Origin of the sequence: Phenylobacterium sp. Root1290, from assembly GCF_001425305.1 — a bacterium.
Classification (GTDB): domain Bacteria; phylum Pseudomonadota; class Alphaproteobacteria; order Caulobacterales; family Caulobacteraceae; genus Phenylobacterium.
In genome coordinates, this window is the sequence record NZ_LMEE01000001.1 from 1288532 (window position 1) to 1310363 (window position 21832).

22 protein-coding genes are annotated in these 21832 nt (G+C 69.5%); 11 read left to right on the forward strand and 11 right to left on the reverse strand.

Features of this window, described 5'->3' with window-relative positions; genetic code table 11:
• Positions 1 to 49: 49 nt before the first annotated feature.
• Positions 50 to 373: a helix-turn-helix transcriptional regulator gene (locus ASC79_RS06275; RefSeq protein ID WP_056024598.1), complete on the reverse strand. Its 324-nt coding sequence runs from the start codon at positions 371 to 373 to the stop codon at positions 50 to 52.
• 47 nt (positions 374 to 420) lie between these two features.
• Here ASC79_RS06275 and ASC79_RS06280 point away from each other — a divergent pair, with 47 nt between their 5' ends.
• From ASC79_RS06280 to ASC79_RS06290, 3 genes are all read left to right on the forward strand, one after another.
• Positions 421 to 900, forward strand: a complete 480-nt coding sequence (locus ASC79_RS06280; protein ID WP_056024595.1) for an SRPBCC family protein — start codon at positions 421 to 423, stop codon at positions 898 to 900.
• Positions 901 to 971: 71 nt separating this feature from the next.
• Positions 972 to 1493, forward strand: coding sequence for a DUF1993 family protein (locus ASC79_RS06285; protein WP_056024592.1), 522 nt, complete (start codon positions 972 to 974; stop codon positions 1491 to 1493).
• A 196-nt stretch (positions 1494 to 1689) separates the two neighbouring features.
• Positions 1690 to 3087, forward strand: a complete 1398-nt coding sequence (locus ASC79_RS06290) for a methyl-accepting chemotaxis protein (RefSeq protein ID WP_056025146.1) — start codon at positions 1690 to 1692, stop codon at positions 3085 to 3087.
• On the opposite strand, the gene ASC79_RS06295 is transcribed toward ASC79_RS06290, so the two are convergent.
• Positions 3084 to 3587 carry an FKBP-type peptidyl-prolyl cis-trans isomerase gene (locus tag ASC79_RS06295; RefSeq protein WP_056024589.1) on the reverse strand — a complete coding sequence of 168 codons (504 nt, stop codon included), beginning with the start codon at positions 3585 to 3587 and terminating at the stop codon, positions 3084 to 3086. The genes ASC79_RS06290 and ASC79_RS06295 overlap by 4 nt on opposite strands.
• Before the next feature lie 11 nt (positions 3588 to 3598).
• A complete protein-coding gene (locus tag ASC79_RS06300; protein WP_056024587.1) occupies positions 3599 to 4801 on the reverse strand; it encodes a threonine ammonia-lyase in 1203 nt (400 codons plus the stop codon).
• An 80-nt stretch (positions 4802 to 4881) separates the two neighbouring features.
• Here ASC79_RS06300 and ASC79_RS06305 point away from each other — a divergent pair, with 80 nt between their 5' ends.
• Positions 4882 to 5607 carry a hypothetical protein gene (locus tag ASC79_RS06305; protein ID WP_056024585.1) on the forward strand — a complete coding sequence of 242 codons (726 nt, stop codon included), beginning with the start codon at positions 4882 to 4884 and terminating at the stop codon, positions 5605 to 5607.
• Here the strand turns inward: ASC79_RS06305 and ASC79_RS06310 are convergent.
• From ASC79_RS06310 to ASC79_RS06325, 4 genes are all read right to left on the reverse strand, one after another.
• A complete protein-coding gene (locus ASC79_RS06310; RefSeq protein ID WP_056024582.1) occupies positions 5582 to 6103 on the reverse strand; it encodes a hypothetical protein in 522 nt (173 codons plus the stop codon). The genes ASC79_RS06305 and ASC79_RS06310 overlap by 26 nt on opposite strands.
• Before the next feature lie 60 nt (positions 6104 to 6163).
• Positions 6164 to 7240 carry a GNAT family N-acetyltransferase gene (locus ASC79_RS06315; protein WP_056024579.1) on the reverse strand — a complete coding sequence of 359 codons (1077 nt, stop codon included), beginning with the start codon at positions 7238 to 7240 and terminating at the stop codon, positions 6164 to 6166.
• 103 nt (positions 7241 to 7343) lie between these two features.
• Positions 7344 to 8408 carry a mannose-1-phosphate guanylyltransferase gene (locus ASC79_RS06320; RefSeq protein WP_056024576.1) on the reverse strand — a complete coding sequence of 355 codons (1065 nt, stop codon included), beginning with the start codon at positions 8406 to 8408 and terminating at the stop codon, positions 7344 to 7346.
• 187 nt (positions 8409 to 8595) lie between these two features.
• Positions 8596 to 10401, reverse strand: a complete 1806-nt coding sequence (locus tag ASC79_RS06325; RefSeq protein WP_056024574.1) for a dipeptide ABC transporter ATP-binding protein — start codon at positions 10399 to 10401, stop codon at positions 8596 to 8598.
• A gap of 117 nt (positions 10402 to 10518) precedes the next feature.
• Here ASC79_RS06325 and ASC79_RS06330 point away from each other — a divergent pair, with 117 nt between their 5' ends.
• Positions 10519 to 11046 (forward strand): HAD-IIIA family hydrolase, encoded by a 528-nt coding sequence (locus tag ASC79_RS06330; protein WP_056024571.1) that lies wholly within the window; start codon positions 10519 to 10521, stop codon positions 11044 to 11046.
• Here ASC79_RS06330 and hisC read toward each other — a convergent pair.
• The 3 genes from hisC to rph all read right to left on the reverse strand — a co-directional run bounded on the left by hisC (position 11043) and on the right by rph (position 13575).
• Complete coding sequence (gene hisC, locus ASC79_RS06335) at positions 11043 to 12101, reverse strand: histidinol-phosphate transaminase (RefSeq protein ID WP_056024568.1); 1059 nt, start codon at positions 12099 to 12101, stop codon at positions 11043 to 11045. The genes ASC79_RS06330 and hisC overlap by 4 nt on opposite strands.
• 80 nt (positions 12102 to 12181) lie before the next feature.
• Positions 12182 to 12457: a hypothetical protein gene (locus ASC79_RS06340; RefSeq protein ID WP_056024565.1), complete on the reverse strand. Its 276-nt coding sequence runs from the start codon at positions 12455 to 12457 to the stop codon at positions 12182 to 12184.
• 401 nt (positions 12458 to 12858) lie between these two features.
• Complete coding sequence (gene rph / locus ASC79_RS06345; protein ID WP_056024562.1) at positions 12859 to 13575, reverse strand: ribonuclease PH; 717 nt, start codon at positions 13573 to 13575, stop codon at positions 12859 to 12861.
• A gap of 100 nt (positions 13576 to 13675) precedes the next feature.
• On the opposite strand from rph, the gene hrcA reads away from it, so the two are divergent.
• From hrcA to ASC79_RS06365, 4 genes are all read left to right on the forward strand, one after another.
• Positions 13676 to 14746 carry a heat-inducible transcriptional repressor HrcA gene (hrcA, locus tag ASC79_RS06350; RefSeq protein WP_056025143.1) on the forward strand — a complete coding sequence of 357 codons (1071 nt, stop codon included), beginning with the start codon at positions 13676 to 13678 and terminating at the stop codon, positions 14744 to 14746.
• 11 nt (positions 14747 to 14757) lie between these two features.
• Positions 14758 to 15366 carry a nucleotide exchange factor GrpE gene (gene grpE, locus ASC79_RS06355; RefSeq protein WP_056024559.1) on the forward strand — a complete coding sequence of 203 codons (609 nt, stop codon included), beginning with the start codon at positions 14758 to 14760 and terminating at the stop codon, positions 15364 to 15366.
• A 51-nt stretch (positions 15367 to 15417) separates the two neighbouring features.
• Positions 15418 to 16035, forward strand: coding sequence for a YoaK family protein (locus tag ASC79_RS06360; RefSeq protein WP_369817454.1), 618 nt, complete (start codon positions 15418 to 15420; stop codon positions 16033 to 16035).
• 220 nt (positions 16036 to 16255) lie between these two features.
• Positions 16256 to 16777, forward strand: a complete 522-nt coding sequence (locus tag ASC79_RS06365) for a porin family protein (RefSeq protein ID WP_056024550.1) — start codon at positions 16256 to 16258, stop codon at positions 16775 to 16777.
• 174 nt (positions 16778 to 16951) lie between these two features.
• Here ASC79_RS06365 and ASC79_RS06370 read toward each other — a convergent pair whose 3' ends face one another.
• Positions 16952 to 18214: a TetR/AcrR family transcriptional regulator gene (locus tag ASC79_RS06370; protein ID WP_056024547.1), complete on the reverse strand. Its 1263-nt coding sequence runs from the start codon at positions 18212 to 18214 to the stop codon at positions 16952 to 16954.
• 167 nt (positions 18215 to 18381) lie between these two features.
• On the opposite strand from ASC79_RS06370, the gene ASC79_RS06375 reads away from it, so the two are divergent.
• Entirely contained in the window at positions 18382 to 20616 is a 2235-nt protein-coding gene (locus ASC79_RS06375; protein ID WP_200937081.1) for a TonB-dependent receptor, read from the forward strand.
• Positions 20613 to 21740 (forward strand): serine hydrolase domain-containing protein, encoded by a 1128-nt coding sequence (locus tag ASC79_RS06380; RefSeq protein ID WP_056024541.1) that lies wholly within the window; start codon positions 20613 to 20615, stop codon positions 21738 to 21740. The genes ASC79_RS06375 and ASC79_RS06380 overlap by 4 nt, the downstream gene beginning before the upstream one ends.
• The last annotated feature ends 92 nt before the right edge of the window (positions 21741 to 21832 follow it).

Genomic DNA, 21832 nt, shown 5'->3' on the forward strand with positions numbered 1-21832 from the left:
CAAACAGGGGAAGGGGACCGGGCGCAAGTCTTCGAGCCCTCGGTATGGATCAGGCCTCGAGGTCGGTCTTCAGCCGGTCCAGCAGGCCGGCCGCCCGCTGGGCGTAGGGGCCGATCCAGCGGTCGTGGATCTGCTTGATCGGCATCGAGTTCAGGTGGTTCCAGCGCTCGCGCCCTTCGCGCCGGGCGATCACCAGGTCGGCGCCCTCCAGCACCTTCAGGTGCTGCATCACCGTGCAGCGGTCGAGCTCGGGAAAACGTTCGCACAGGTCGCCGGTGGTCAGCGGCTGGTCCCTGATCTCGTCCAGGATCCGACGCCGGGTGGGCGAAGCCAAGGCCTTGAAAATCAGGTCGTTTTCGTCGTCGCTTGACATGTTATAAATTTATAACACAAATGACCGCAGAACAAGGAGCAAAGATCATGGATCTGACCTTTCGCGTGTCCGCCCGCATCGCCAAGCCCGTGGCCGAGGTGTTCGAGGCCGTCGCCAATCCGGACCAGTTGTCGAAATACTTCACCACCGGCGGGGCCAAGGGCCGGCTGGAGACGGGCGCCACCGTCTACTGGGACTTCGCCGACTTCCCCGGCGCGTTTCCCGTCTGGGTGATCGAGGTGATCCCCAACCAGAAGATCGTGTTCGAATGGGAGGCCAACGACGGCCCGCCGGAGAACGAGGACAACCTCGTCACCCACGTCGGCTACAAGACCCAGGTGACCATGACCTTCGAGCCGCTGGACGACGGCCGCACCCTGGTGGCCATCGAAGAGCACGGCTGGAAGCAGACCGAGGTCGGCCTCAAGGCCTCCTACGGCAACTGCCAGGGCTGGACCCAGATGCAGTGCGCGATGAAGGCCTGGCTCGAACACGGAATCAACCTGCGCGAAGGCATGTTCAAGTAGCCGCGCGAAACCGCTGGCGTCGGCGCTTGCACCGGAGGAAGTTGCCCGTCCAAATCACATAAGGGCGGAACATGGCGATCTCACTCTACGACGTCAGCGTGGCTTCATTTCTCCAGACGGTGGGCGGCGTCGCCGGTTTCCTCGAGCGGGGCCTCGCCCACTGCCAGGACAACGGCGTCGATCCGCAGGAGATCGTGACCTCGAAGATGTGCGAGGACATGTTCGATTTCCGCTTCCAGGTGATCTCGGTCGCCCACCACTCGCTGGGCGCCATCGAGGGCGTGAAGGCCGGCGTGTTCTCGCCCGGCGGCGACCAGAGCGCCCAGGACCTGCCGGCCCTGATCGCGCTGATCAAGGACGCCCAGGCCAAGCTCAAGGCGATCACCCCCGACGAGATCAACGCCTACGAGGGCAAGGACGTCTTCTTCGAATTCCGCGGCACGAAGATCCCGTTCACCGCCGAGAACTTCCTGATGTCGTTCTCCCTGCCGAACCTGCACTTCCACGCCACCACCGCCTACGACCTGCTGCGTTCGCGCGGCGTGCCGATCGGCAAGCGGGACTACATGGGCCAGCTGCGGATGAAGCTCTAATCGACACGGACATAGGGCGAGATCTGGTCCCGCCCTATGCCCTCCTTGGTCACATGGCCAGGCCGCCCGGCCTATCTCCCGCCCAATTTATTGACCTTATTGCGAACAATTCTCAGCATTTAGTCTTTCTTAATCCGCCACCTCCAAGCCAGATCACATCGGTCGGCGGCATCGCCCGGCCTGGATGGGGATCTGCATGTTTGGACGTAAGGCCGACGGGGCCGGGGCGCGCTCGCGCGAACTGGAGGGCTTGGTCGCGGCCATGCACCGCTCGCAAGCCGTGATCGAGTTCGCCCTCGACGGCACGATCCTCAGCGCCAATGCGAACTTCCTGGCCGCGATGGGCTATGCCGCCTCCGAGGTCGAGGGCCGCCGCCACGCCATGTTCATGCCGCCAGGCGAGGCCGACTCCCCCGAGTACCGCGCCTTCTGGGCGCAGCTGAACCGCGGCGAGTTCGTCGCCAGCAAGTTCCGCCGCCTTGGCAAGGGCGGCCGCGAGGTCTGGATCCAGGCCTCCTACAACCCGGTCTTCGACGAGACCGGCAAGGCCATCAAGGTCATCAAGTTCGCCACAGACGTCACCGCCGCCGAGCACGAACGGGACCGCGCCGAGGCCGCCCGCCGCCAGGTCGCCGAGGAACAGGACGTCGTGGTCGGCGCCCTGGCCCAGGGCCTCGGCCGCCTGTCCCACGGCGATCTGACGACCGGCGTCTCGGCCCAGTTCGCCGGCGCCTACCAGCAGCTGAAGCTGGACTTCAACGGCGCCATCGCCGCCCTGCGCCAGGCCATGGCCTCGATCCACCGCACCACCGACAGCCTGCGCGGCGGCGCCGACGAAATCTCCGGCGCCTCCGACGCGCTGTCCAAGCGCATCGAGCAGCAGGCCGCCAGCCTGGAAGAGGCCGCCGCCGCCCTGAACGAGGTCACCAACACCGTCGGCCGCAGCGCCGAGAGCGCGCGCCGCGTCTCCGGCGCCGCCAGCCAGGCCCGCGTCGAAGCCACCCGCTCCGGCGAGGTCGTCCGCGAGGCGGTCGAGGCCATGGAGGAGATCGAAGAGAGCTCGGGCAAGATCACCCAGATCATCGGCGTGATCGACGAGATCGCCTTCCAGACCAACCTGCTGGCCCTGAACGCCGGCGTCGAGGCCGCGCGCGCGGGCGAAGCCGGGCGCGGCTTCGCGGTCGTCGCCTCGGAGGTCCGCGCCCTGGCCCAGCGCTCGGCCGACGCGGCCCGCGAGATCAAGACGCTGATCTCGTCATCCACGTCCCAGGTGGAGCGCGGCGTGAAGCTGGTCGGCGCGACCGGCGCGACCCTCGGCGCGATCGTGGAGAAGGTGGCCGAGATCGACGGCCTGATCGCCGAGATCGCCTCCAGCGCCCAGGGCCAGGCGTCGAGCCTCGCCCAGGTCAACGCCGCCATCAACCAGATGGATCAGGCGACCCAGCAGAACGCCGCCATGGTCGAGGAAACCACCGCCGCGGCCGCCAATCTCAAGAGCGAGGCGGCCGAGCTCGGCCAGCTGGTCGAGCGGTTCCAGATCGGCGAGGTCGCGAGCTCTCAGGCCCGCATCGCCCAGTTCGCGCGGGGCGCTTAGCCCTGGCCGATGCGGCCCGGGGCCGGCAGCACGTCGATCAGCTCGATACGGAAGATCAGCACGCTGTTGGGCGGGATCTCGCCATTGCCCGCGCCCTCCTCGCCATAGCCCTGGGCCGGCGGGACATAGAGCGTCCACTCGTCGCCCGGCCGCATCAGCTGCAGGGCTTCCTTCCAGGCCGGGATCAGCGCCGGCAGCGGCATCGCCGCCGGGGCGCCGCGCTCATAGGACGAGTCGAAGATCTTCCCGTCGACCAGCTTGCCCTCGTAATGGACCTTCACCTCGTCGTTCGGGCCGGGCTTCAGGCCGGTGGCCGGACCCGAGCGGACGATCTTGTACTGCACGCCCGACGGCAGGATCTGGACGCCCTCGACCTTGGCGTTGGTCTCCATGAACGTCTTGGCCTCGGCCGCGGACTTGGCGAGGTCGGCGGGCGCGGGACCGCCGCGGCCGCAGGCGGCCAGCAGCAGGACGGCGAGGACGGGAAGAAGGCGCTTCATGTCGTGGCTCTCTAAACGGCGCGCGGCGGATAGCCGTGCTCGCGCAGGGCGTCCATGATTTCCTGGGTGTGCTGGGCGTCGCGGGTCTCGATCATGATGTCGAACTCCGCGCCCTTGGCCGGCACGTCCAGGGCCAGGCGGTTGTGGGCGACCTCGATGATGTTGGCGCCCATCTGGCCGATCACCGCCGAGACCGTGGCCAGCAGGCCGGGACGGTCGTCGCCGATGATCCGCAAGCTGACCAGCCGCTGGTCGCGCACCAGTTCGCGGGTCAGCACCGAGGCCAGCAGCCGGGTGTCGATGTTGCCGCCGGTGACGATCAGCCCGACCTTCTTGCCCTTGAACTTGCCGGGATAGGCCAGCAGCGCCGCCAGGGAGGCCGCGCCCGCGCCCTCGACCACGGTCTTCTCGACGTTGCAGTACAGGGCCACCGCTCGCTCGAAGTGCGGCTCCTCGATCAGCAGCACCTCGTCGATCAGCGGCCGGGCGATGGCGTAGGACAGCTCGCCCACCTGCTTGACCGCGATGCCCTCGGCGATCGTCGCCCCGCCGCTGGTCCCGTTCACGCCGCGCATCTTGGCGGTGAAGGACGGGTACATGGCCGGCTCGACGCCGACCACCTCGACCTTGGGGTTCAGCGACTTGGCGACCGTCGCGCAGCCGGCGATCAGCCCGCCGCCGCCGATCGGGATCGGCAGGATCTCCAGGTCCGGCACGTCCTCGAACATTTCCAGCGCCACCGTCCCCTGCCCCGCCATCACCTGCAGGTCGTTGAACGGGTGGACGAAGGCCAGGTCCTGCTCGTCGCGCAGGCGCATGGCGACGGCCGAGGCCTCGTCATAATTGTCGCCGTCCAGCACCACCTGGGCGCCGTGGCCGCGGGTCTGCTGGACCTTCACGAACGGCGTCGAGCGCGGCATCACGATGGTCACCGGAATGCCCAGCCGCGCGGCATGATAGGCCAGCCCCTGGCTGTGGTTGCCGGCCGAGGCGGCGATCACGCCGCGGCCCCGCTCGTTGTCCGACAGCTGCAGCAGGGTGTTGAGCGCCCCGCGCTCCTTGTAGGCGGCCGTGAACTGCAGGTTCTCGAACTTCACCCACACCTCGGCGCCGGTAATCTCCGACAGGGTCCGCGAATGGCGGCAGGGCGTGCGCTCGATGTGCCCTTTCAGCCGGTCGGCGGCGGCGCGGATGTCGTCGAGGGAAAGCGTCATGTCAGAGCCGATGTGGGAGTTGGGCCACGTCTAACGGCGCGAACCCCTTACCGCAATGGAGCCGGCCCGAATGGCGAGCTATGCATGACGATATGACCGAGATGCCGCACATCCCTCCGGGCGCCTCCGCCGAACAGGCCCGCGCCCTGCTGGTCGCCGCCGGCTGGCGCGAGGTCGGGACCGGCGACTGGTCCTGGGCGCTGGCCGATCCGCACGACCGCCTCGCCGCCCGCGTGACGCCCTTCGACCCGGCCTATCGGCTGCATGCGCAGGCCTGCCTGGAGGGGCCGGCGAACCGGTGGCTGCCGCGCGTCGAGGCGATCTTGCCATTGCGGCGGGACGGCTATGTCACGCTCATGGAGCGCCTCTATCCGGCGCCGGAGGCCCAGGCGCAGGCCTTCTGCGCGGCGCTGGGGATCGGCAACGACAGCGGCTACGACATTCCGCATGTCGATGGCTTCGACCAGGCCGACGCCGACCTCGAGCTGCTGCGCGAGCGGATCAGAGCCTTGATCGCCCAGGGCGCCCAACGCTTCAAGCTTTGGGGCGGCTCCGATATCCGGCCGGGCAACCTGATGGCCGATGCGCAGGGCCGGCTGAAGGTGGTCGACCCGATCTTCCTGCGCGGCCCCTTGCTCGTGGCCGCCATCGCCCAGGGCGAACGCGGCCAGCTGACCGATTTCAGTCGCGAGCAGCTGGAGGACTTCCTGACCATTCCGGCGTTCAAGCCCGGCCCGGAAACCGACGAACTGCGCCGCAATCTGGCCGACCTGCTGGCGCCTACTGCACCGCCAGAGTCAGCTTGAACGTTCCGGCTTCGCCACGGCGGGCGGTGGCGCGCGGCTGGAACGGCTTGATCAGATAGACCCCGGCCTTCGACGTCGTGATGCTGGCGCTCGCCCCGTCCACCTCGCCGCGATGCACGGCCGCGCCGCTGGTGTCGGCGGCGTCGACGACATTGAAATAGAGATTGCTGTTCGAGGGTTCGAAGGCGACGCTCAGCGTCTGCCCCATCGCCACCGGCACGGCGTAGACCGGCGCCTTGTAGCCCTTCACCTCGCCGCTGACGCTGGCCGCGCCGGCGGCGTCGAGGCTCACGACCTCCAGCGTTTCGTCAGGCGTCAGCAGGCCCTGCAGCGCGGCCTTGTCCAGCGCCGGCGCCGCGACGGGCGCGGGCGCGGCCGCGACAGGCGCCTCAGCCGGCTTGGCCGGCGGCGTCTCGGCGGGCTGGCCGCAGCCGGCCAGGACAAGAGCTGCGGTCGCGGCCAAGGTCAGGCGCAGTCCAGTCGAGTTGGGGGTCATGCCGTGTGCTCCTTCTGATCGCCGGAGCATTGGACGGGGGCGTGGCGCTGTAAAGCGCGCTCAGCTCAGCCCGCGCCAGACGTCCATCCGGCGCATGGCCTTGCCCGGCAGCTCCGAGGCCCGGCCCAGCGGCAGCGATTCCGCCGCCCGCCGCACGCCATAGGCCGCCCGCCGCGCGAAGGCCGCCGGCGAGGGCAGGCCCACGAAGCCGTCGCTGACCCACAGCCCTTCATTGGCCAGTTCGCGCTTGAACCGATAGTCGCCCGCGCCCAGGTCCAGGCGATTGTAGGGCATGTCGTCCATCCAGCGCAGGATGTCCTGGAACAGCAGGATCCCCGGCGAGTATCGCTCGAACTCCGGGTCGTGCGCGATCAGCCAGCCATGGATCGTCCGCCGCCCGCGCAGGTGCAGATGCACCGCCGCCAGCCGGTCGCCGAAGTGCAGGGTGAACAGCACGGCGCCGAAATCGGGGTCGCGGCTCTCGAACAGGTCGCGCAGCAGCGCCAGCGTCCATTCGGTCTGGAAGATGTCGGTCTGGCCGGTCGCGCGATACTGGGCGCTCTTCCAGGCCAGCAACCGCTCGAAGTCGGTGCTTGAGCGCGAGAAGGCTCCAAAGGTCGCCTCGCCGACCTCGCGCTCGACCTTGCGTCGCTTCTTGTCGCTATCCTTGAGGATCGATTTCCCGGCCGCCTTGCGCTCGGCCTCATAGGCGGCGTAGCCGCCCTTCACGTCGATTACGTGCGACAGCACCTGGCCGCGGGCGTGGCCCGCGAACGTCGCCTGGCCTTCCAGCATGTGGGTGAAGTCGAGCCGGTGCACGCCCAGCGCCTGGACCAGCGTCTTGGCGTCCAGTTGCACGCCGGGTTCGGCGACCAGGGCTTGATAGTCGCACATCGGCGCCCCGACCGGCATGGCGGTATAGGCGCCGACCCGAGCCGGGAAGAATCCGACCTCGCGGCCATCCTCCTTCAGCACCGCCACCTGGACCGCGCGTCGGCCATGCCGTTGCGCATAGTCCACGGCGCGCACCCAGTGCGGCGACAGGAACGGAGAATCCAGCGCGCCGGTCTGCAGCTGCGCCCAGCGCTCGATGCTGGCCGGCCTCAGATCCTGGGGGCGAACGATGTCGATTTCCACGGGCGCGATCCTGGGAGCGCAATGAGCGCCGAAGTCGCGCGCACCATACCGACCAAGTCTTTCCCGGAGGTTGCCACAACCCTGGCTGGCGCGGTCCAGGCGACTAAAGCAGCTCGCCCAGGCCTTTTGCCTTCAGCGCCTCGACCCCGGCCCGCACCGCGGCGGGGGCGTCACGGCGGGTGACCAGCACCACTCCGTTCTCGACCACCACCACCAGGTCCTCGACCCCGGCCAGCACCACCACCGGTCCGTCGGTGCGCGCCAGGCAGTCCCTGGTCTCCACCGCCACGACTTCGCCTTCCAGCGCATCGCCCGAAGCGGTCTTCTCCGACAGCTCCCACAGCGCGCCCCAGTTGCCGACGTCCGCCCAGCCGATGTCGGCCTCGACGACGCTGGCCTTGCCGGTCTTCTCCATCACCGCCACGTCGATGGCGATGCTCGGCGCCGTCAGGAACGCCGGCGACAACGCCACCACGTCGCCGGTCCGCGCCGCCGCGTCCACCGCCGCCTGCGCCGCCGTCGTCACCTCGGGCGCCAGACGCCGCGCCTCGTCCAGGAACGCCCCGGCCTTGAACAGGAACATGCCCCCGTTCCAGGTGAAGTTCGGGTCGGCCACGAACGTCTGCGCCGTCGCCAGGTCGGGCTTCTCGACGAACCGCGCGACCTTGCGCACCGCGCCCTCGCCCTTGGCCTGGATATAGCCATAGAGCGTCGAGGGGCCGGTGGGCGTCAGGCCCAGCAGCACGATCTCGCCGGCCTGCGCCGCCGCGCGCCCGGCCTCGATCGCGGCATGCAGCGCCGCCACGTCGGCCACCAGATTGTCGGCGTGCATCAGCACCATCAGCGCGTCGGGGTCGATCTGCGCCCCATAGGCCGCCGCCGCCACCGAGGCCGGCGCGGTGTTGCGCGGCGCCGGCTCGGTGATCAGCGCCTGGGGCGTGATCCCGACCTCCTGCAGTTGCGCGCGCGCAAGGTCGGCGTGCGCCGCCGCGCAGACCACCACCGGCGCGGCGAAGCCTTCCCCCGTCAGCCGCAGCGCGGTGTCCTGGATCAGGCTGTGCTCGCCGCCCAGCCGGTGGAACTGCTTGGGGCGCTCCGACCGCGACAGCGGCCACAGGCGCGTGCCGGCGCCGCCCGACATCAGGACGGGAATGATCTTGGTCGTCATGTTCAGAGGTCCGTCGCGATCGTCATCCTATGGGCGTCATCCCGGTTTCGGCCGCAGGCCGAAGACCGGGACCCATGAACACCAGATGGCCGGAACTGAGGCGCCGACCCAGCCAGGGGCGTCACTTTCGGCGCGAATGGATCCCGGCCTTCCGCTTCGCTGCAGCCGGGATGACACCGTATGCCGCTCATGCCGGATCGTACTCGCTGACCAGGTGGCCGGGCGCGACTTCCTTCAGCTGCGGCGAGTAGATCGGCGCATTGGGATCGACGCTCAGTTTCGACGGCAGGAAACGCAGCGCGCTGCGCGGATCCATCGGCGACGGCGGCTCGCCGGTCAGCTTGACGCGCTGGCGGCTGCGCTCGCGCACCGGATCGGGGATCGGCGCGGCCGACAGCAGCGCCTTGGTGTAGGGGTGCTGCGGATCGGCGTAGAGCTGCTCGCGGCTCGCCTCCTCCATCACCCGGCCCAGGTACAGCACCATCACCCGGTGGCTGATCTCGCGCACCACCGCCAGGTCGTGGCTGATGAAGATCATCGCCATGCCCATCTGCTTCTGCAGCTCGATCAGCAGGTCGATGATCTGTGCACGGATCGAGACGTCCAGCGCCGAGACCGCCTCGTCGCAGATCACCAGCTTCGGTTCCAGAATCATCGCCCGTGCGATGCCGACCCGCTGGTTCTGGCCGCCCGACAGCTCGTGCGGATAGCGGTTGATCAGCGCTGTCGACAGCCCCGCCCGCTCCATCATCGCCCGCACCTGGGTCTCGCGCGCCGCGCCCTTCAGGTCAGGGCGGAACACCCGCAGCGGCTCGGCGATGGAATCGCCGATGGTCATGCGCGGATCGAGGCTGGCCAGCGGATCCTGGAAGACGATCTGAAGGTCGCGGCGCGCGGCGCGCATCGACTCGCGGTCGGCGTGGGTGATGTCGCGGCCCAGCACCGTCACCGCCCCGTCGGTCGGCGGGATCAGGTTCAGCACCGCCCGCGACAGGGTGGACTTGCCGCAGCCGCTCTCGCCGACCACGCCCAGGGTCTCGCCCTGCCGCACCTGGAACGAGACGCCGTCCACGGCGCGCAGCGAGGCCTTGGCCCCGAACATGCCCTGGTGCACCGGGAAGTGGACCTTGATGTCCTTGCCCTCGACCACCACCGGCGCGTCCGGCGCCACCGGGTCCAGGGTCGGCCGCCCGCCGCGGTCGTCGCGGTCCAGCCGCGGGATCGCAGCCAGCAGCGCCTGGGTGTAGGGATCCTTGGGCGCCGCGAAGAGAGCCTTGGCCTCGCCCTCCTCGACATAGGCGCCGTTCTTCATCACGCAGACGCGGTCGGCCAGCCGCGCGATCACGCCCATGTCGTGGGTGATCAGCACCATCGCCGTCCCGGTCTCACGGCCCAGCTCGGCCATCAGGTCCAGGATCTCGGCCTGCACCGTCACGTCCAGCGCCGTCGTCGGCTCGTCGGCGATCAGCAGTTGCGGCGAGCAGGCCATCGCCGCGGCGATCATCACCCGCTGGCGCATGCCGCCCGACAGCTCGTGCGGATACTGCTCCATCCGCCGCTCGGCTTCGGGGATGCGCACGTGCTTCAGCCACTGGCGCGCCTGGATACGGGCCGCCTTGTCGCTCATGCCCAGGTGCAGCCGCAACGGCTCGGCGATCTGCTCGCCGATCCGCACATGCGGCGTCAGCGCCGTCAGCGGGTCCTGGAAGATCATGGTCATCTTCGAACCGCGGATCTTGTTCAGCGCCCGCGGCTTCAGGCCCAGCAGCTCCTGGCCCTTGAAGCGGATGGAGCCGCTCGCCTTGCCGTTGGCGGCCAGCAGGCCCATGGCCGCCATGAAGGTCTGGCTCTTGCCCGATCCGCTCTCGCCGACCACGCCCAGCACCTCGCCGCGCGCGACGCTCAAGCTGACTCCGCGCACGGCGCTGACCACGCCGTCATGGGTTTTGAAGTCGATCTTCAGATCGTCGATGGAAAGGACTGGCTCAGCCAATGCGACCTCGGATCAAAAACAGGCGCCGACCATAGACCGCTGCGCGGCCATGGCGAAACCACGCGCAGGGCCCCACCTCTTTGGCTATACGATGGCGAAGCAGTCAGTCGGTTCGAGATGAGTACGCCAAACAGCCCGCCCCGCCCCGCGCTTTTCCTCGACCGTGACGGAGTCCTGAACGAGGATCCCGGCTACGTGCACCGCTGGGAGGACTTCCACTGGATCCCAGGCGCCCGCGAGGCCGTCGCCGCCTTCAACCGGGCCGGCTGGTGGGTGTTCGTGGTGACCAACCAGTCGGGGGTCGGCCGCGGCTACTACGCCGAGGACGACGTCATCGCCCTGCACGCCAAGATGAGCGAGAGCCTGGCCGAGATCGGCGCCCACATCGACGCCTACTATTACTGCCCCCAGCACCCCGACGCCCAGGTCGACGTCTACCGTCACCCCGATCCGCCGGACCGCAAGCCGAACCCCGGCATGCTGCTGCGCGCGATCTCCGAATGGCCGGTCGACCTCTCGCGCTCGGTGATGGTCGGCGACAAGGATTCCGACCTCGAAGCCGCGGCCCGCGCGGGCGTCCGCGCCCTGCACTTCACCGGCGGCGACCTAGCCGCCTTCCTGAAGGGCGAAGCCGTCCCGGCCTAACCCAGGATATCCTTCAGCGCCGCCAACAGCCGGTCGGTCTGGGCCGGCGTCCCGACCGTGATGCGCAGGTAGTCGGCCGTCCGCGCCGCGCCGAAGTGGCGCACGATGACCGCCTGCGCGCGCAGCGCGGCGGCCAGCTCCGCCCCGCCGCGCGATCCGTGACGGGCGAAGACGAAGTTGGCGCTCGACGGCAGAACTGCAAAGCCCAGCGCCTCCAGCCCCGCCGTCAGCCGGCCGCGCTCCTCGATCACCGCCGCGCAGGCCGCCTGGAAGAACGCTTCGTCCTCGACCGAGGCGATCGCCCCGGCCTGGGCGGGCCGGCCCAGCGGGTAGGAGTTGAAGCTGTCCTTCACCCGCACCAGCCCCTCGATCAGCGCCGCGTCGCCGATCGCGTAGCCGACCCGCAGGCCGGCCAGCGCCCGCGACTTCGACATGGTCTGCACGACCAGCAGGTTCGGATGCTGCGCCACCAGCGGGATCGCGGTCTCCGCGCCGAAGTCGACATAGGCCTCGTCGATCACCACCGGCACGTCGGGATGCTCGTCCAGCAACTGCTTGATCTGCGCGCGGCTCAGGGCCACCCCGGTCGGGGCGTTAGGGTTGGGCAGGATGATCGCCCCGGCCGCGCGGCGATAGTCCTCGACCCGCACCGCCATCGCCGCGTCCAGCGGCACGGTCTCGTAGCTAATGCCGAACAGCCCGCAATAGACCGGATAGAAGCTGTAGGTGATGTCGGGGAACAGCAGCGGCGCCTGCCGCTTCAGCAGCGCGGCGAAGGCGTGGGCCAGCACCTCGTCCGACCCGTTGCCGACGAACACCTGCTCGGGCGTCACGCCGTGATAGCGCGCCAGGGTCTCGCGCAGCGCCCGCGCCTCGGGATCCGGATAGAGCCGCAAGCTGTCGGCCGCCTCGGCCGCCACCGCCGCCATCGCCTTCGGCGAAGGTCCGGTCGGGCTCTCGTTGGTGTTCAGCTTGACCAGGTCCGCCATGCGCGGCTGCTCGCCCGGCACATAGGGCTTCAGCTGGTGGGTCAGGTCGCTCCAGAAGCGGCTCATGTCTGGTCTCGCGTTTAAGCTGGCGCTTCTAAGCAAGCCCGCCGCCGCGAAGTCCAGAGGGGATGGCGGGCGTCAGCCGTTCAGCGCACCCGCTCCGTCTCCCTGGGGGCCGAGACGCGGCGCGCCTTGGCCTGGGCCTTGGGCTTTGGCAGCAGCCGGAAGCGCGTCTGGCACCACGCATAGTCGATGCCGACATCGAGCAAGGCGTCCGAACGACCGCAGGGGCAGGCGAACTCCATGACCCCGATGACCCGGTAGGTCTCCCCGGCCTGGAGCGGGACCGGCCTTCCCGTCACATGGTTCGGGGCGGCGTTGACGCACAAAACCAGATCGCCAGGGCCGACAGCGTCACTCATGGCTTTCTTCCCTTCGTCCGGGGAAAGACTAGACCCGGACCCGCAAGCGGCAAAGACCGGTAAGACGCCGGAGATCAAACATACCCTCAATGAACCCCGTTAGCGCAAAAAGCCACCCCAACCCTCTTGCGTAGTTGCAAGGACCGCCTTATGTGCACCGCAACAATTGCTGCGTCGCACAAAAAGGAGATGGGCATGGCTAATGCTTTCGAACGCGTCATCGACTGGATGCTGGGCCCCTTCGCCCGCGAACTCGCGCGCATGCCGGCATCGTCGTTCCGCTATCTGCTGAACGGCCTCTAGGCGACAAGCGGCGCCCTCCTCCCCCCAGCCGCCCGTCTAGTCAACGAGACCCCGCCCCGCCCTCCCCGGGGCGGGGTCTTTTGTTTTGGGGGTCGCCCCTACTTCGCGGTGGCCGCGCGCTGGGCCTCGCACAGCTCGCCGATGCCCTTGCGGGCCAGGCTGAACAGCGCCTCGAACTCGTCCTGGGTAAAGCCGCGCTTCTCGCCGGTCGCCTGGATCTCGACGATGTCGCCCTTGCCGGTCAGCACGAAGTTGGCGTCGGCCTCGGCGTTGGAGTCCTCTTCGTACTCCAGGTCCAGCACCGGCGTGTTCTTGTAGACGCCGCACGAGATCGCCGCGACCTGGTCGACGATCGGGTCCTTGGTGATCACGCCCTCGTCCAGCAGGTACTGGGTGGCCATGCGCAGCGCGACCCACGCGCCGGTGATCGCCGCGGTGCGGGTGCCGCCGTCGGCCTGGATCACGTCGCAGTCGATGGAGATCTGGCGCTCGCCCAGCGCGACCGGGTCGACCACCGCGCGCATAGAGCGGCCGATCAGCCGCTGGATCTCCTGGGTGCGGCCCGACTGCTTGCCTTCCGAGGCCTCGCGGCGGCCGCGGGTGTGGGTCGCGCGCGGCAGCATGCCGTACTCGGCCGTCACCCAGCCCACGCCGCGGCCGCGCATGAAGCCGGGCACCCGCTCCTCGACGCTGGCGGTGACCAGCACCTTGGTGTGGCCGAAGCTGACCAGGCACGAGCCCTCGGCATAGCGGTTGACCCCGGTCTCCAGGGTGACGGTGCGAAGCATGTCGGGCGTGCGGTCGGAGGGGCGCATTGGGTGGTCCTGGAAGCTAAGGGGTCTGGCGTCTTGCGTCGGGCGGCTTATCCTAGATGAGAGAGGTTCCGTCCATGGCCCTGACCGAGCACCGCCGCCCATCGTGACCAGCCCGCTGCTTTCCCCTGGGCCGTCGCTCGGCGAACTCGACGAACGCGCCCGCGAGATCTTTCGCCGGGTGGTCGAGAGCTATCTGGAGACCGGTGATCCGGTCGGCTCGCGCACGCTCTCCAAGGGCGGCGTCCATCTGTCCCCCGCCTCGATCCGCAACACCATGCAGGACCTGACCCAGCTGGGCCTGCTGGGCGCGCCTCACGTCAGCGCCGGGCGGGTGCCGACCCATGCCGGCCTGCGGCTGTTCGTCGACGGCTTGCTCGAGGTCGGCGATGTGGCCGAGGAGGACCGCCGCAACATCGAGGCCCGCCTCTCGGCCAAGGGCCGCAACTTCGAGGAAGCGCTGAGCGAGGCCTCCGCCATCCTTTCGGGCCTCGCCGGCGGGGCCGGCATCGTCGTCACCCCGGTGCGCGACGCCGGGGTCAAGCATGTCGAGTTCGTCGCCCTCTCCGCCGACCAGGCCCTGGCGGTCATGGTCTTCGAGGACGGCGTGGTCGAGAACCGGCTGATGCGGCTGGCCGCCGGCGTCACCCCGTCCTCGCTGCAGGAGGCGTCGAACTTCATGAACGCCCGCCTGCGCGGCCGCACCCTGGGCGAGGCGGGCCTGGAGATCCGCAGCGAACTGGAGGCCGCCCGCCGCCAGCTCAACGAGACCGCCGCGCGGCTGGTCGAGGACGGCATGGCCGCCTGGGGCGGCGGCGAGGGCGCGGCCCGCGCCCTGATCGTCCGCGGCCACGCCAACCTGCTGGCCGACCGCGAGACCCTCGACGACCTCGAGCGCGTGCGCATGCTGTTCGACGACCTCGAACAAAAAGAGCAGCTGATCGGTTTGCTCGACGACGTGCGCGACGCCCAGGGCGTGCGCATCTATATCGGCGCCGAAACGCGACTCTTTTCCCTTTCGGGTTCCGCCGTCATCGCCGCGCCCTATATGACGGGCCGTCAGAAGGTGCTGGGCGCGATCGGCGTGATCGGTCCGGCCCGCCTAAACTATGCCCGGGTCATCCCGCTGGTGGACTATACCGCCCGCGTGCTGTCCCAGGTGACGAACTCGTAGAGGATTACAAGATGTCCGACGATCAAACGCCGGCCGAAGAATTCAACGACATCGCGGACGCCGCGGCCGATGAACTGATCGCCCTGCGCGCCGAGAACCAGGCCCTCAAGGACCAGGTGCTGCGCGTCGCCGCCGATGCGGAAAATTCCAAGCGCCGGGCCGAGCGCGAGGCCAACGACGCCCGCGCCTTCGCCATCCAGAAGTTCGGCCGCGACCTGCTGGCCGTCGCCGACACGCTCGACCGCGCCCTGGCCGCCCCGGTCGACGATCCGGCGGTGAAGAACTTCGTCGTCGGCATGGAGATGACCCAGAAGTCGCTGATCTCGGCCTTCGAGAACAACGGCCTCAAGAAGATCGACCCGCCCAAGGGCGAGAAGTTCGATCCCCACCAGCACCAGGCGATGATGGAGCAACCTTCCGCCGACGTGTCCGCCGGCGGCGTCATCCAGGTGCTGCAGCCGGGCTACGAACTGCTCGGCCGCCTGATCCGCCCGGCCATGGTCGTCGTCGCCGCCAAGGGCTCGGGCGCCGAAGCCCCCGCCGCCGACGCCGCTCCGAACGCCAACCCCTACGCCGCCAACGACGGCGAATCCGGCGGCTCGGTCGACACCAAGGCATAGGGACTAACGGGGAGGGGCGAACTGAAGCGTCTTAACGGCCAGGTCCGACTGCTGGCGGCCAGCCTCTCGGCGGTCGCAGGCTTCGTGGACGCCATCGGCTTCCTGCTGACCGGCGGCTTCTTCGTCTCCTTCATGAGCGGCAACTCCACCCGCCTGGCCGTCGGCATGGCCGAGGGCGCGAGCTACGCCGGACTGGCGCTGGCGCTGATCGCCGCCTTCGTGGCCGGGGTTTCGACCGGGGCCCTGGTCGGCCGCAGGGCCGGCCCCCGGCGCGGCCCGGCGGTGCTGACCTTCGTCGCCGTGCTGCTCGCCCTGGCCGCCATCCTGGCCGCCTTCGCGCCGCTGCCCGCCGCCATCCTGGTGCTGGCCTTCGCCATGGGCGCCGAGAACACCGTCTTCGCCCAGGACGGCGAGGTCCGCCTCGGCCTCACCTACATGACCGGCGCCCTGGTCAAGCTCGGCAAGGCGATCACCGCCGCCCTGCTGGGCGAGAACCGCTTCGGCTGGGCGCCGCACCTGCTGCTCTGGCTCGGCCTCGTCGCCGGCGCCGCCCTCGGCGCCCTGGCCTTTGGGCTGCTCGGCCCCACCGCCCTCTGGATCGCCGCCGGCGCCATGGCCGCTCTGGCGGCGGCAGCGGCGCGGCTGGACCTGGCGCCCGCGGCGGCCTGAGCTAATCGCAGGGTGCCCAAAGCTCGTTCGGACACGTCGTCGCGTAACGGCGTTCCGCATGAATTGGGAGGATCAGGCGGGAAACAAGCGTAACTGTAGCCGCCGTGCATCAGTACGTCGGGGACGTGCGCCGAGCGCGCCCTGCACGTATTGCGCGATCCGAGCGATCAACCTAAGCGCGCCCCGCCCCGAATGTTCTCGGGGATTGGGGGGAAACCAAATGAAACTTGCTTATCTCGGCGTGGCCGCCGCCGCGCTCGCCGTCGCCACCTCGGCCTCGGCTGAAGTCTATGGCGCGCTCAATGCGGGCGGCCAGGCGATGAAGTTCGACGCGCCTGCGGACGACGCCAACATCGTCACCGTCGGCGGCCGCGTCGGCTGGAAGGCCAACCAGTGGCTGGGCGTCGAGGGCGACCTGTTCTTCGGCGTCAAGGACGACCGCATCCACAGCAATCCCGACGTCGACGTGAAGGTCGACAGCGCGGCGTTCATCTATGGCGTGGTCTTCGTTCCCGCGGGCGAGAAGTTCGATCTGATCGGTCGAGCCGGCTACGGCCACCTCGCCGCCAAGGTCGAAGGCCCGGGCGTTTCGGAAGACACCAACGACGGCGCCTTCGCGGTCGGCCTCGGCGCTCAGTACAAGTTCGACGCGGCCAACGGCGTGCGCCTCGACTACACGCACTACGCCATCAAGGACGTGCCCACCAACGGCGTCACCGTCGCCTACGTCCGCACGTTCTAATCCAGAAAGAGAGGGACGCCCCGGGGCGTCCCTCTCGATCGTCGGCGGCTTGGCCGCTTTTCTTGAAAGCGCAACCATTTGAAGGGCGAGGGTCTGCCCCCAGGAATACACGCGGGCTTTGGCCGCTCGTGAGCCGAACTTGCCAGCCCCACCAAATAGCCGCCCCACAGCCCCCTACCGCACCGCCAGCCCATACGCCGCCACGTCGCAGACCTCTTCGGCGATCTGGCGGGGCGTAAGCGGATAGTCGGCCGGCAGCCACTTGGGCAGCCATAGGAAGATCCCGGCCGACACCTCACCGACGAACACGCTGTCGCAGGGCCGCACCGAGCCGTCGGCGATCCCCTGGCGCAGGCTGCGGTTGGAGGTCATCCGCAGCCGCTGGCCGGCGCGCTCGAACGCCGCGCGGTCGGCGGGCGCCAGGGCCAGCCGCCCCGGCTGCAGCATCAGCGGCGAGGCCGGCCCCGCCTGCGCCTGGACGTTCAGGTGCAGGGCGATCAACGCCCTGTCGAACCCGTCCCGCCCCTGGGCCACGGCGGTGTCCATCATCAGGTCGTAAAGCTCGAAGGCGCGCCGGTAGCAGCGGGTGACCAGGTCGGCCTTGTCGTCGAAATAGTGGTAGATCGCGCCCTTCGTCGCCCCGACCTCGGCGCCGATGTCGTCCAGCGAGGCCCCGTCGATGCCGCGCTGGTTGAACAGCTTCGAGGCCGCCGCGATCAGCTGGGCGATCTTGATTTCGTTGGTCTGCTGGCGGTCGAAGGCGTTGAACGAGCGTGCGGTCAGCGCCTCGATGTCCAGCCCGCACAGCGGCCGCTCGCGGGGGGCCGTGGCGAAGCCGTTCAGCATCAGGTCGACGATGGCGTGGGCGATCCGCCGCCGCGCCGCGCGCCCGTCGCGATAGCCGAGCCAGCCCGCCGACAGCCGGCCCCAGGCGATCATCCCGACCAGGGCCTGGGCGGCGATCTCGCTGTTGCAGGGCCGCAAGGTCCCGGCCGCGGCCCCGTCGTCCAGCCATCGGCGCAGGATCGCCACGTTCCGCGCCTGCAGCTCGGCGATGACGCTGCGCTGGGCCGTCGGCAGGAAGTCTACGTCGCTGAGCACGGCCTGCGGCGGCCGCTCGAAGGCCAGCTGCGCCTCGACGAAGCGGGCCAGCCGCTCGCGCGGGTCCTCGCTGGCGTCCGCGGCGGCGGCCAGGTCGTCGGTGGTCGCCTCGCAGGCCCGCTGGTAGGCCCCGAACACCAGGTCGGTGCGGTCGGCGACATAGTAGTAGAGGGCGTTGCGCGACAGGCCGACGCGCTCGGCCACGTCGTTGATCACGATGCCGCCGGCGCCCATGGCGTTGATCTCGCGCGCCGCCTCTTCCAGCAACAGGTCGCGCTTGGCCGCGCGCTTGCGCGCCGGCTTGCCGCTCCCCGTCTCCTTGCCAATCGCCGCCATCGGCCGTTCGTCGCGCCTCCGCCGCCGTTCGTCAATCCGTACACCAGACATACGCAAGTGTCGAAGTTTGCTTGACGGCCAGTTCTGGACGTGTCGTTACTCCGGCAAACTTGAGTGTCGAAAAATGGCGCGCCAACGAGCGACGCCGCTGTCTCGGGGAGGGAACTTTGACGAATTCCAGCAACATGCGCGCACGCCTGCTGGTCGGGGCCGCGGCCCTGGCGTTCATCGCCGGCGCGGCCCAGGCGGCCGAGCCGGTCGAGATCGAGGCGGTGACCGTCACCGCCCAGAAGCGCACCCAGGACACCCTCGACGTCGGCCTTAACGTCGCCGTCGTCGGCGCCCAGGAGCTGGCCGACCGCCGCGTGGCCCAGGTCAGCGACCTCGTCGCCTTCACCCCCAACGTCGACATCAAGGAAAACATGCCCGGCGTGCTGCCGGTGGTGACCATCCGCGGCGTCGGCCTCAACGATTTCTCGGCGACCAACAACCCCAGCGCCGGGGTCTATGTCGACGAGGTCTATCTGAGCTCGCTCGCCCTGATGAACTTCGACCTCTTCGACCTGGAGCGGATGGAGGCGTTGAAGGGTCCGCAGGGCACGCTCTACGGCCGCAACTCCACCGCCGGGGCCATCAACATCGTCACCGCCAAGCCCAGCTTCGGCGGTGTGCAGGGCCGCCTGGCCGCCGGCTACGGCAATTACCAGACCGCCGAGATCGAGGGGATGGTGAACCTGCCGGTCTCCGACACCCTGGCCCTGCGCTTCGCGGGCAAGGCGGTGAAGCAGGACGAGGGCTTCTTCGACAACCGCCTGATCGGCCGCGACATCGGTCGCCGCGAGGTGGGAATGGCCCGCGCCCAGGCGCTGTGGGCCGCCAGCGAGGACGTCGAGGTCCTGGTCAAGCTGGAGGTCCAGAAGGGCCGCTCGGAAGTCGGCGGCCCGGAGTTCTTCGGCGCCCTGACCCCGCCCGGCGCCTCGGCCGGACTGGTCTGCCCCGGCTCGCCGGCCTGCATGGACTTCCAGGGCTATACCGACACCGACGGCGACCCCTTCGCCGGCGCCTGGTCGGTCGACCCGACCTATGACGTCGACCAGCGCGCGGCCACCGTGCGGCTCACCGCCGACCTCGGCTGGGCCGACCTGACCTCGGTCACGGGCTATGTCGACTTCAAGCGCCAGTGGGGCGCCGACACCGACGGCGGCCCCTTCCGCCAGACCGACTTCGTCGAGCGCGACAAGATCAGCCAGGTCTCGCAGGAGCTGCGGCTCTCCGGCGCCACCGAGGCGAGCGACTGGATCGTCGGGGTCTTCGCCTCCCGCGACCGCGTGAAGATGACCTATGACGGCTCGCTGCAGGACCTGTTCAACACCAAACTCCTGACCTTCACCGACCAGACCGCCAAGTCGGCCGCCGCCTTCGGCAATCTCGAATGGCGCTTTGCGCCCGACCTCAGCCTGGTCGCCGGCCTACGCTACACCTGGGAGGAAAAGGCCAATGTCGGCGGCGACCTGGACCTGGTCCCGAACTGCCCGGCCAGCTTCCTTTCGATGACGCCCTGCGGCGCCGGGCCAGTCACCCTGGCCTTCATCGACACCACCATCGACGACACCAACTGGTCCTGGAAGCTGGGGCTGAACTGGAAGCCGAACCCCATGACCCTGGTCTACGGCTCGATCAGCCAGGGCGTGAAGAGCGGCGGCTTCTTCTCCGGCGTCGCCACCACCTCGGCCCAGCTCCAGCCCTACGAGCCCGAGACCCTCATCGACTACGAAGTCGGCGTGAAGCAGCGGCTTTCCAGCCTCGGCCTCTCCTGGTCGGCCAGCGCCTTCTATTACGACTACGCCGACGTGCAGACCTTCATCCGCGACACCTCGGGCGGCCTGCCGATCCAGCGGCTGGGCAATGTCGACGAGGCGGCGATCTACGGCCTGGACCTCGACGCCATGTGGTCGCCGGCGGCGCTGCCGGGCCTCGACCTCGTGGGCGGCCTGGGCCTGCTGCACGCCGAGCTGGGCGCCTTCGAATCCTCGACCGGCCTGACGCCCAAGGGCAACAGGATGCCCGACGCGCCCGAGGTCAGCTTCACGCTCTCGGCCGCCTACAGCTTCGATCTCGGCCAGGACGCGACGGGCCGCCTGCAGTTCGACGGCCGCTACGCCGACGACATGTTCAAGGACGCGCTCAACGACCCGCTGATCACCACCGACGCCTATTGGGTGTGGAACGCCCGCGCCAGCGTCGCCCTGCCCGGCGACTGGGAAGTGGCCGTCTGGGGCAAGAACCTCGCCGACGAGCAGTACGTCACCCAGGGGGTGAACAACCTGCCCCTCGGCTTCGGCTTCCGCGTCTACGGCGCCCCGCGCACCTTCGGCCTCACCGTTTCCAAGGCATTCCAATGAGCATCCAGATTCACGGCTCCGCCGACCCCGCCTTCGCCGCCCTGGCCGGCGAGTTCGAACGCAACTTCATCGAGCGCGGCGACGTCGGCGCGGCCCTCTCCCTGGTGATCGACGGCCGCGCGGTCGTCGACCTCTGGGCCGGCAGCCTCGACGCCGCGGGCCAGCGGCCCTGGCGCGCGGACTCGGTGGTCAACGTCTGGTCGACGACCAAGGCGGTTGGGGCGCTCTGCTTCGCCATGCTGGTCGACCGCGGCGCCTGCGCCTACGACGACAAGGTCGCCCGCTGGTGGCCGGAGTTCGCCGCCCACGGCAAGGACGGCGTCACTATCGCCATGCTGCTCTCGCACCAGGCCGGGCTGTGCAGCTTCCGCGACCCCGCCGTGGTCGAGGACTTCTATGACCTGGAGACCGCCGCCGACCGGCTGGCGGCGAGCGAGCCGCTGTGGCCGCCCGGCTCGCGCTCCGGCTACCACGCCATCTCGATCGGGGTGCTGGCCGGCGCCCTCTTCCGCCGCATCGAGGGCCGCAGCCTGACGGACTTCGTCGCCGCCGAGCTGTCGGCCCCGCTCGGCCTCGACCTGACCCTCGGCCTGCCCGTCTCGCAAGACGCCCGCCGCGCCGAGATGATCGCCCCGCCCGAGCTGGCGACCTCGAACATGACCACCGACCTCAACCCCTCGCAGGCGGCCGCCTACCTCAACCCGGTCATCGAGCCGCTGCTGCCCAACACCGCGGCGTGGCGCGCCTGCGAACTGGTCTCGGCCAACGGCTTCTCCAACGCCCGCTCGCTCGCCCGGCTGTTCGGCGAGGTCGCGGCCGGCCGGCTGCTGTCGCCGCAGACCCTGGCCCAGGCGACGCAGCTGCGGATCAGCGGCGTCGACGAGGTGCTCGGCGTGCCCGCCCGCTGGGGCGCCGGCTTCCTGCTCAACACCGACGGACTCTACGGCCCCGCGCCGGCGACATTCGGCCATTCGGGGTGGGGCGGCTCGTTCGCCATCGTCGATCCCGCCCGTCGCGCGGCGCTGGCCTACACGATGAACCGCATGGGGACCGACCTGGTCGGCGACCCCCGCGACGTGGCCCTGATAGCCGCCGCCTACGAGGGGCTGACCACCTCGGCCTGACGGTTCGGCAGGTTGTTGGACGCCATCGGCAGGTTTTTGAAGCGCCTGCCGATGGCTGCCGATCGCCGCTTTCGGGCGCGCTGGTCGCGCCG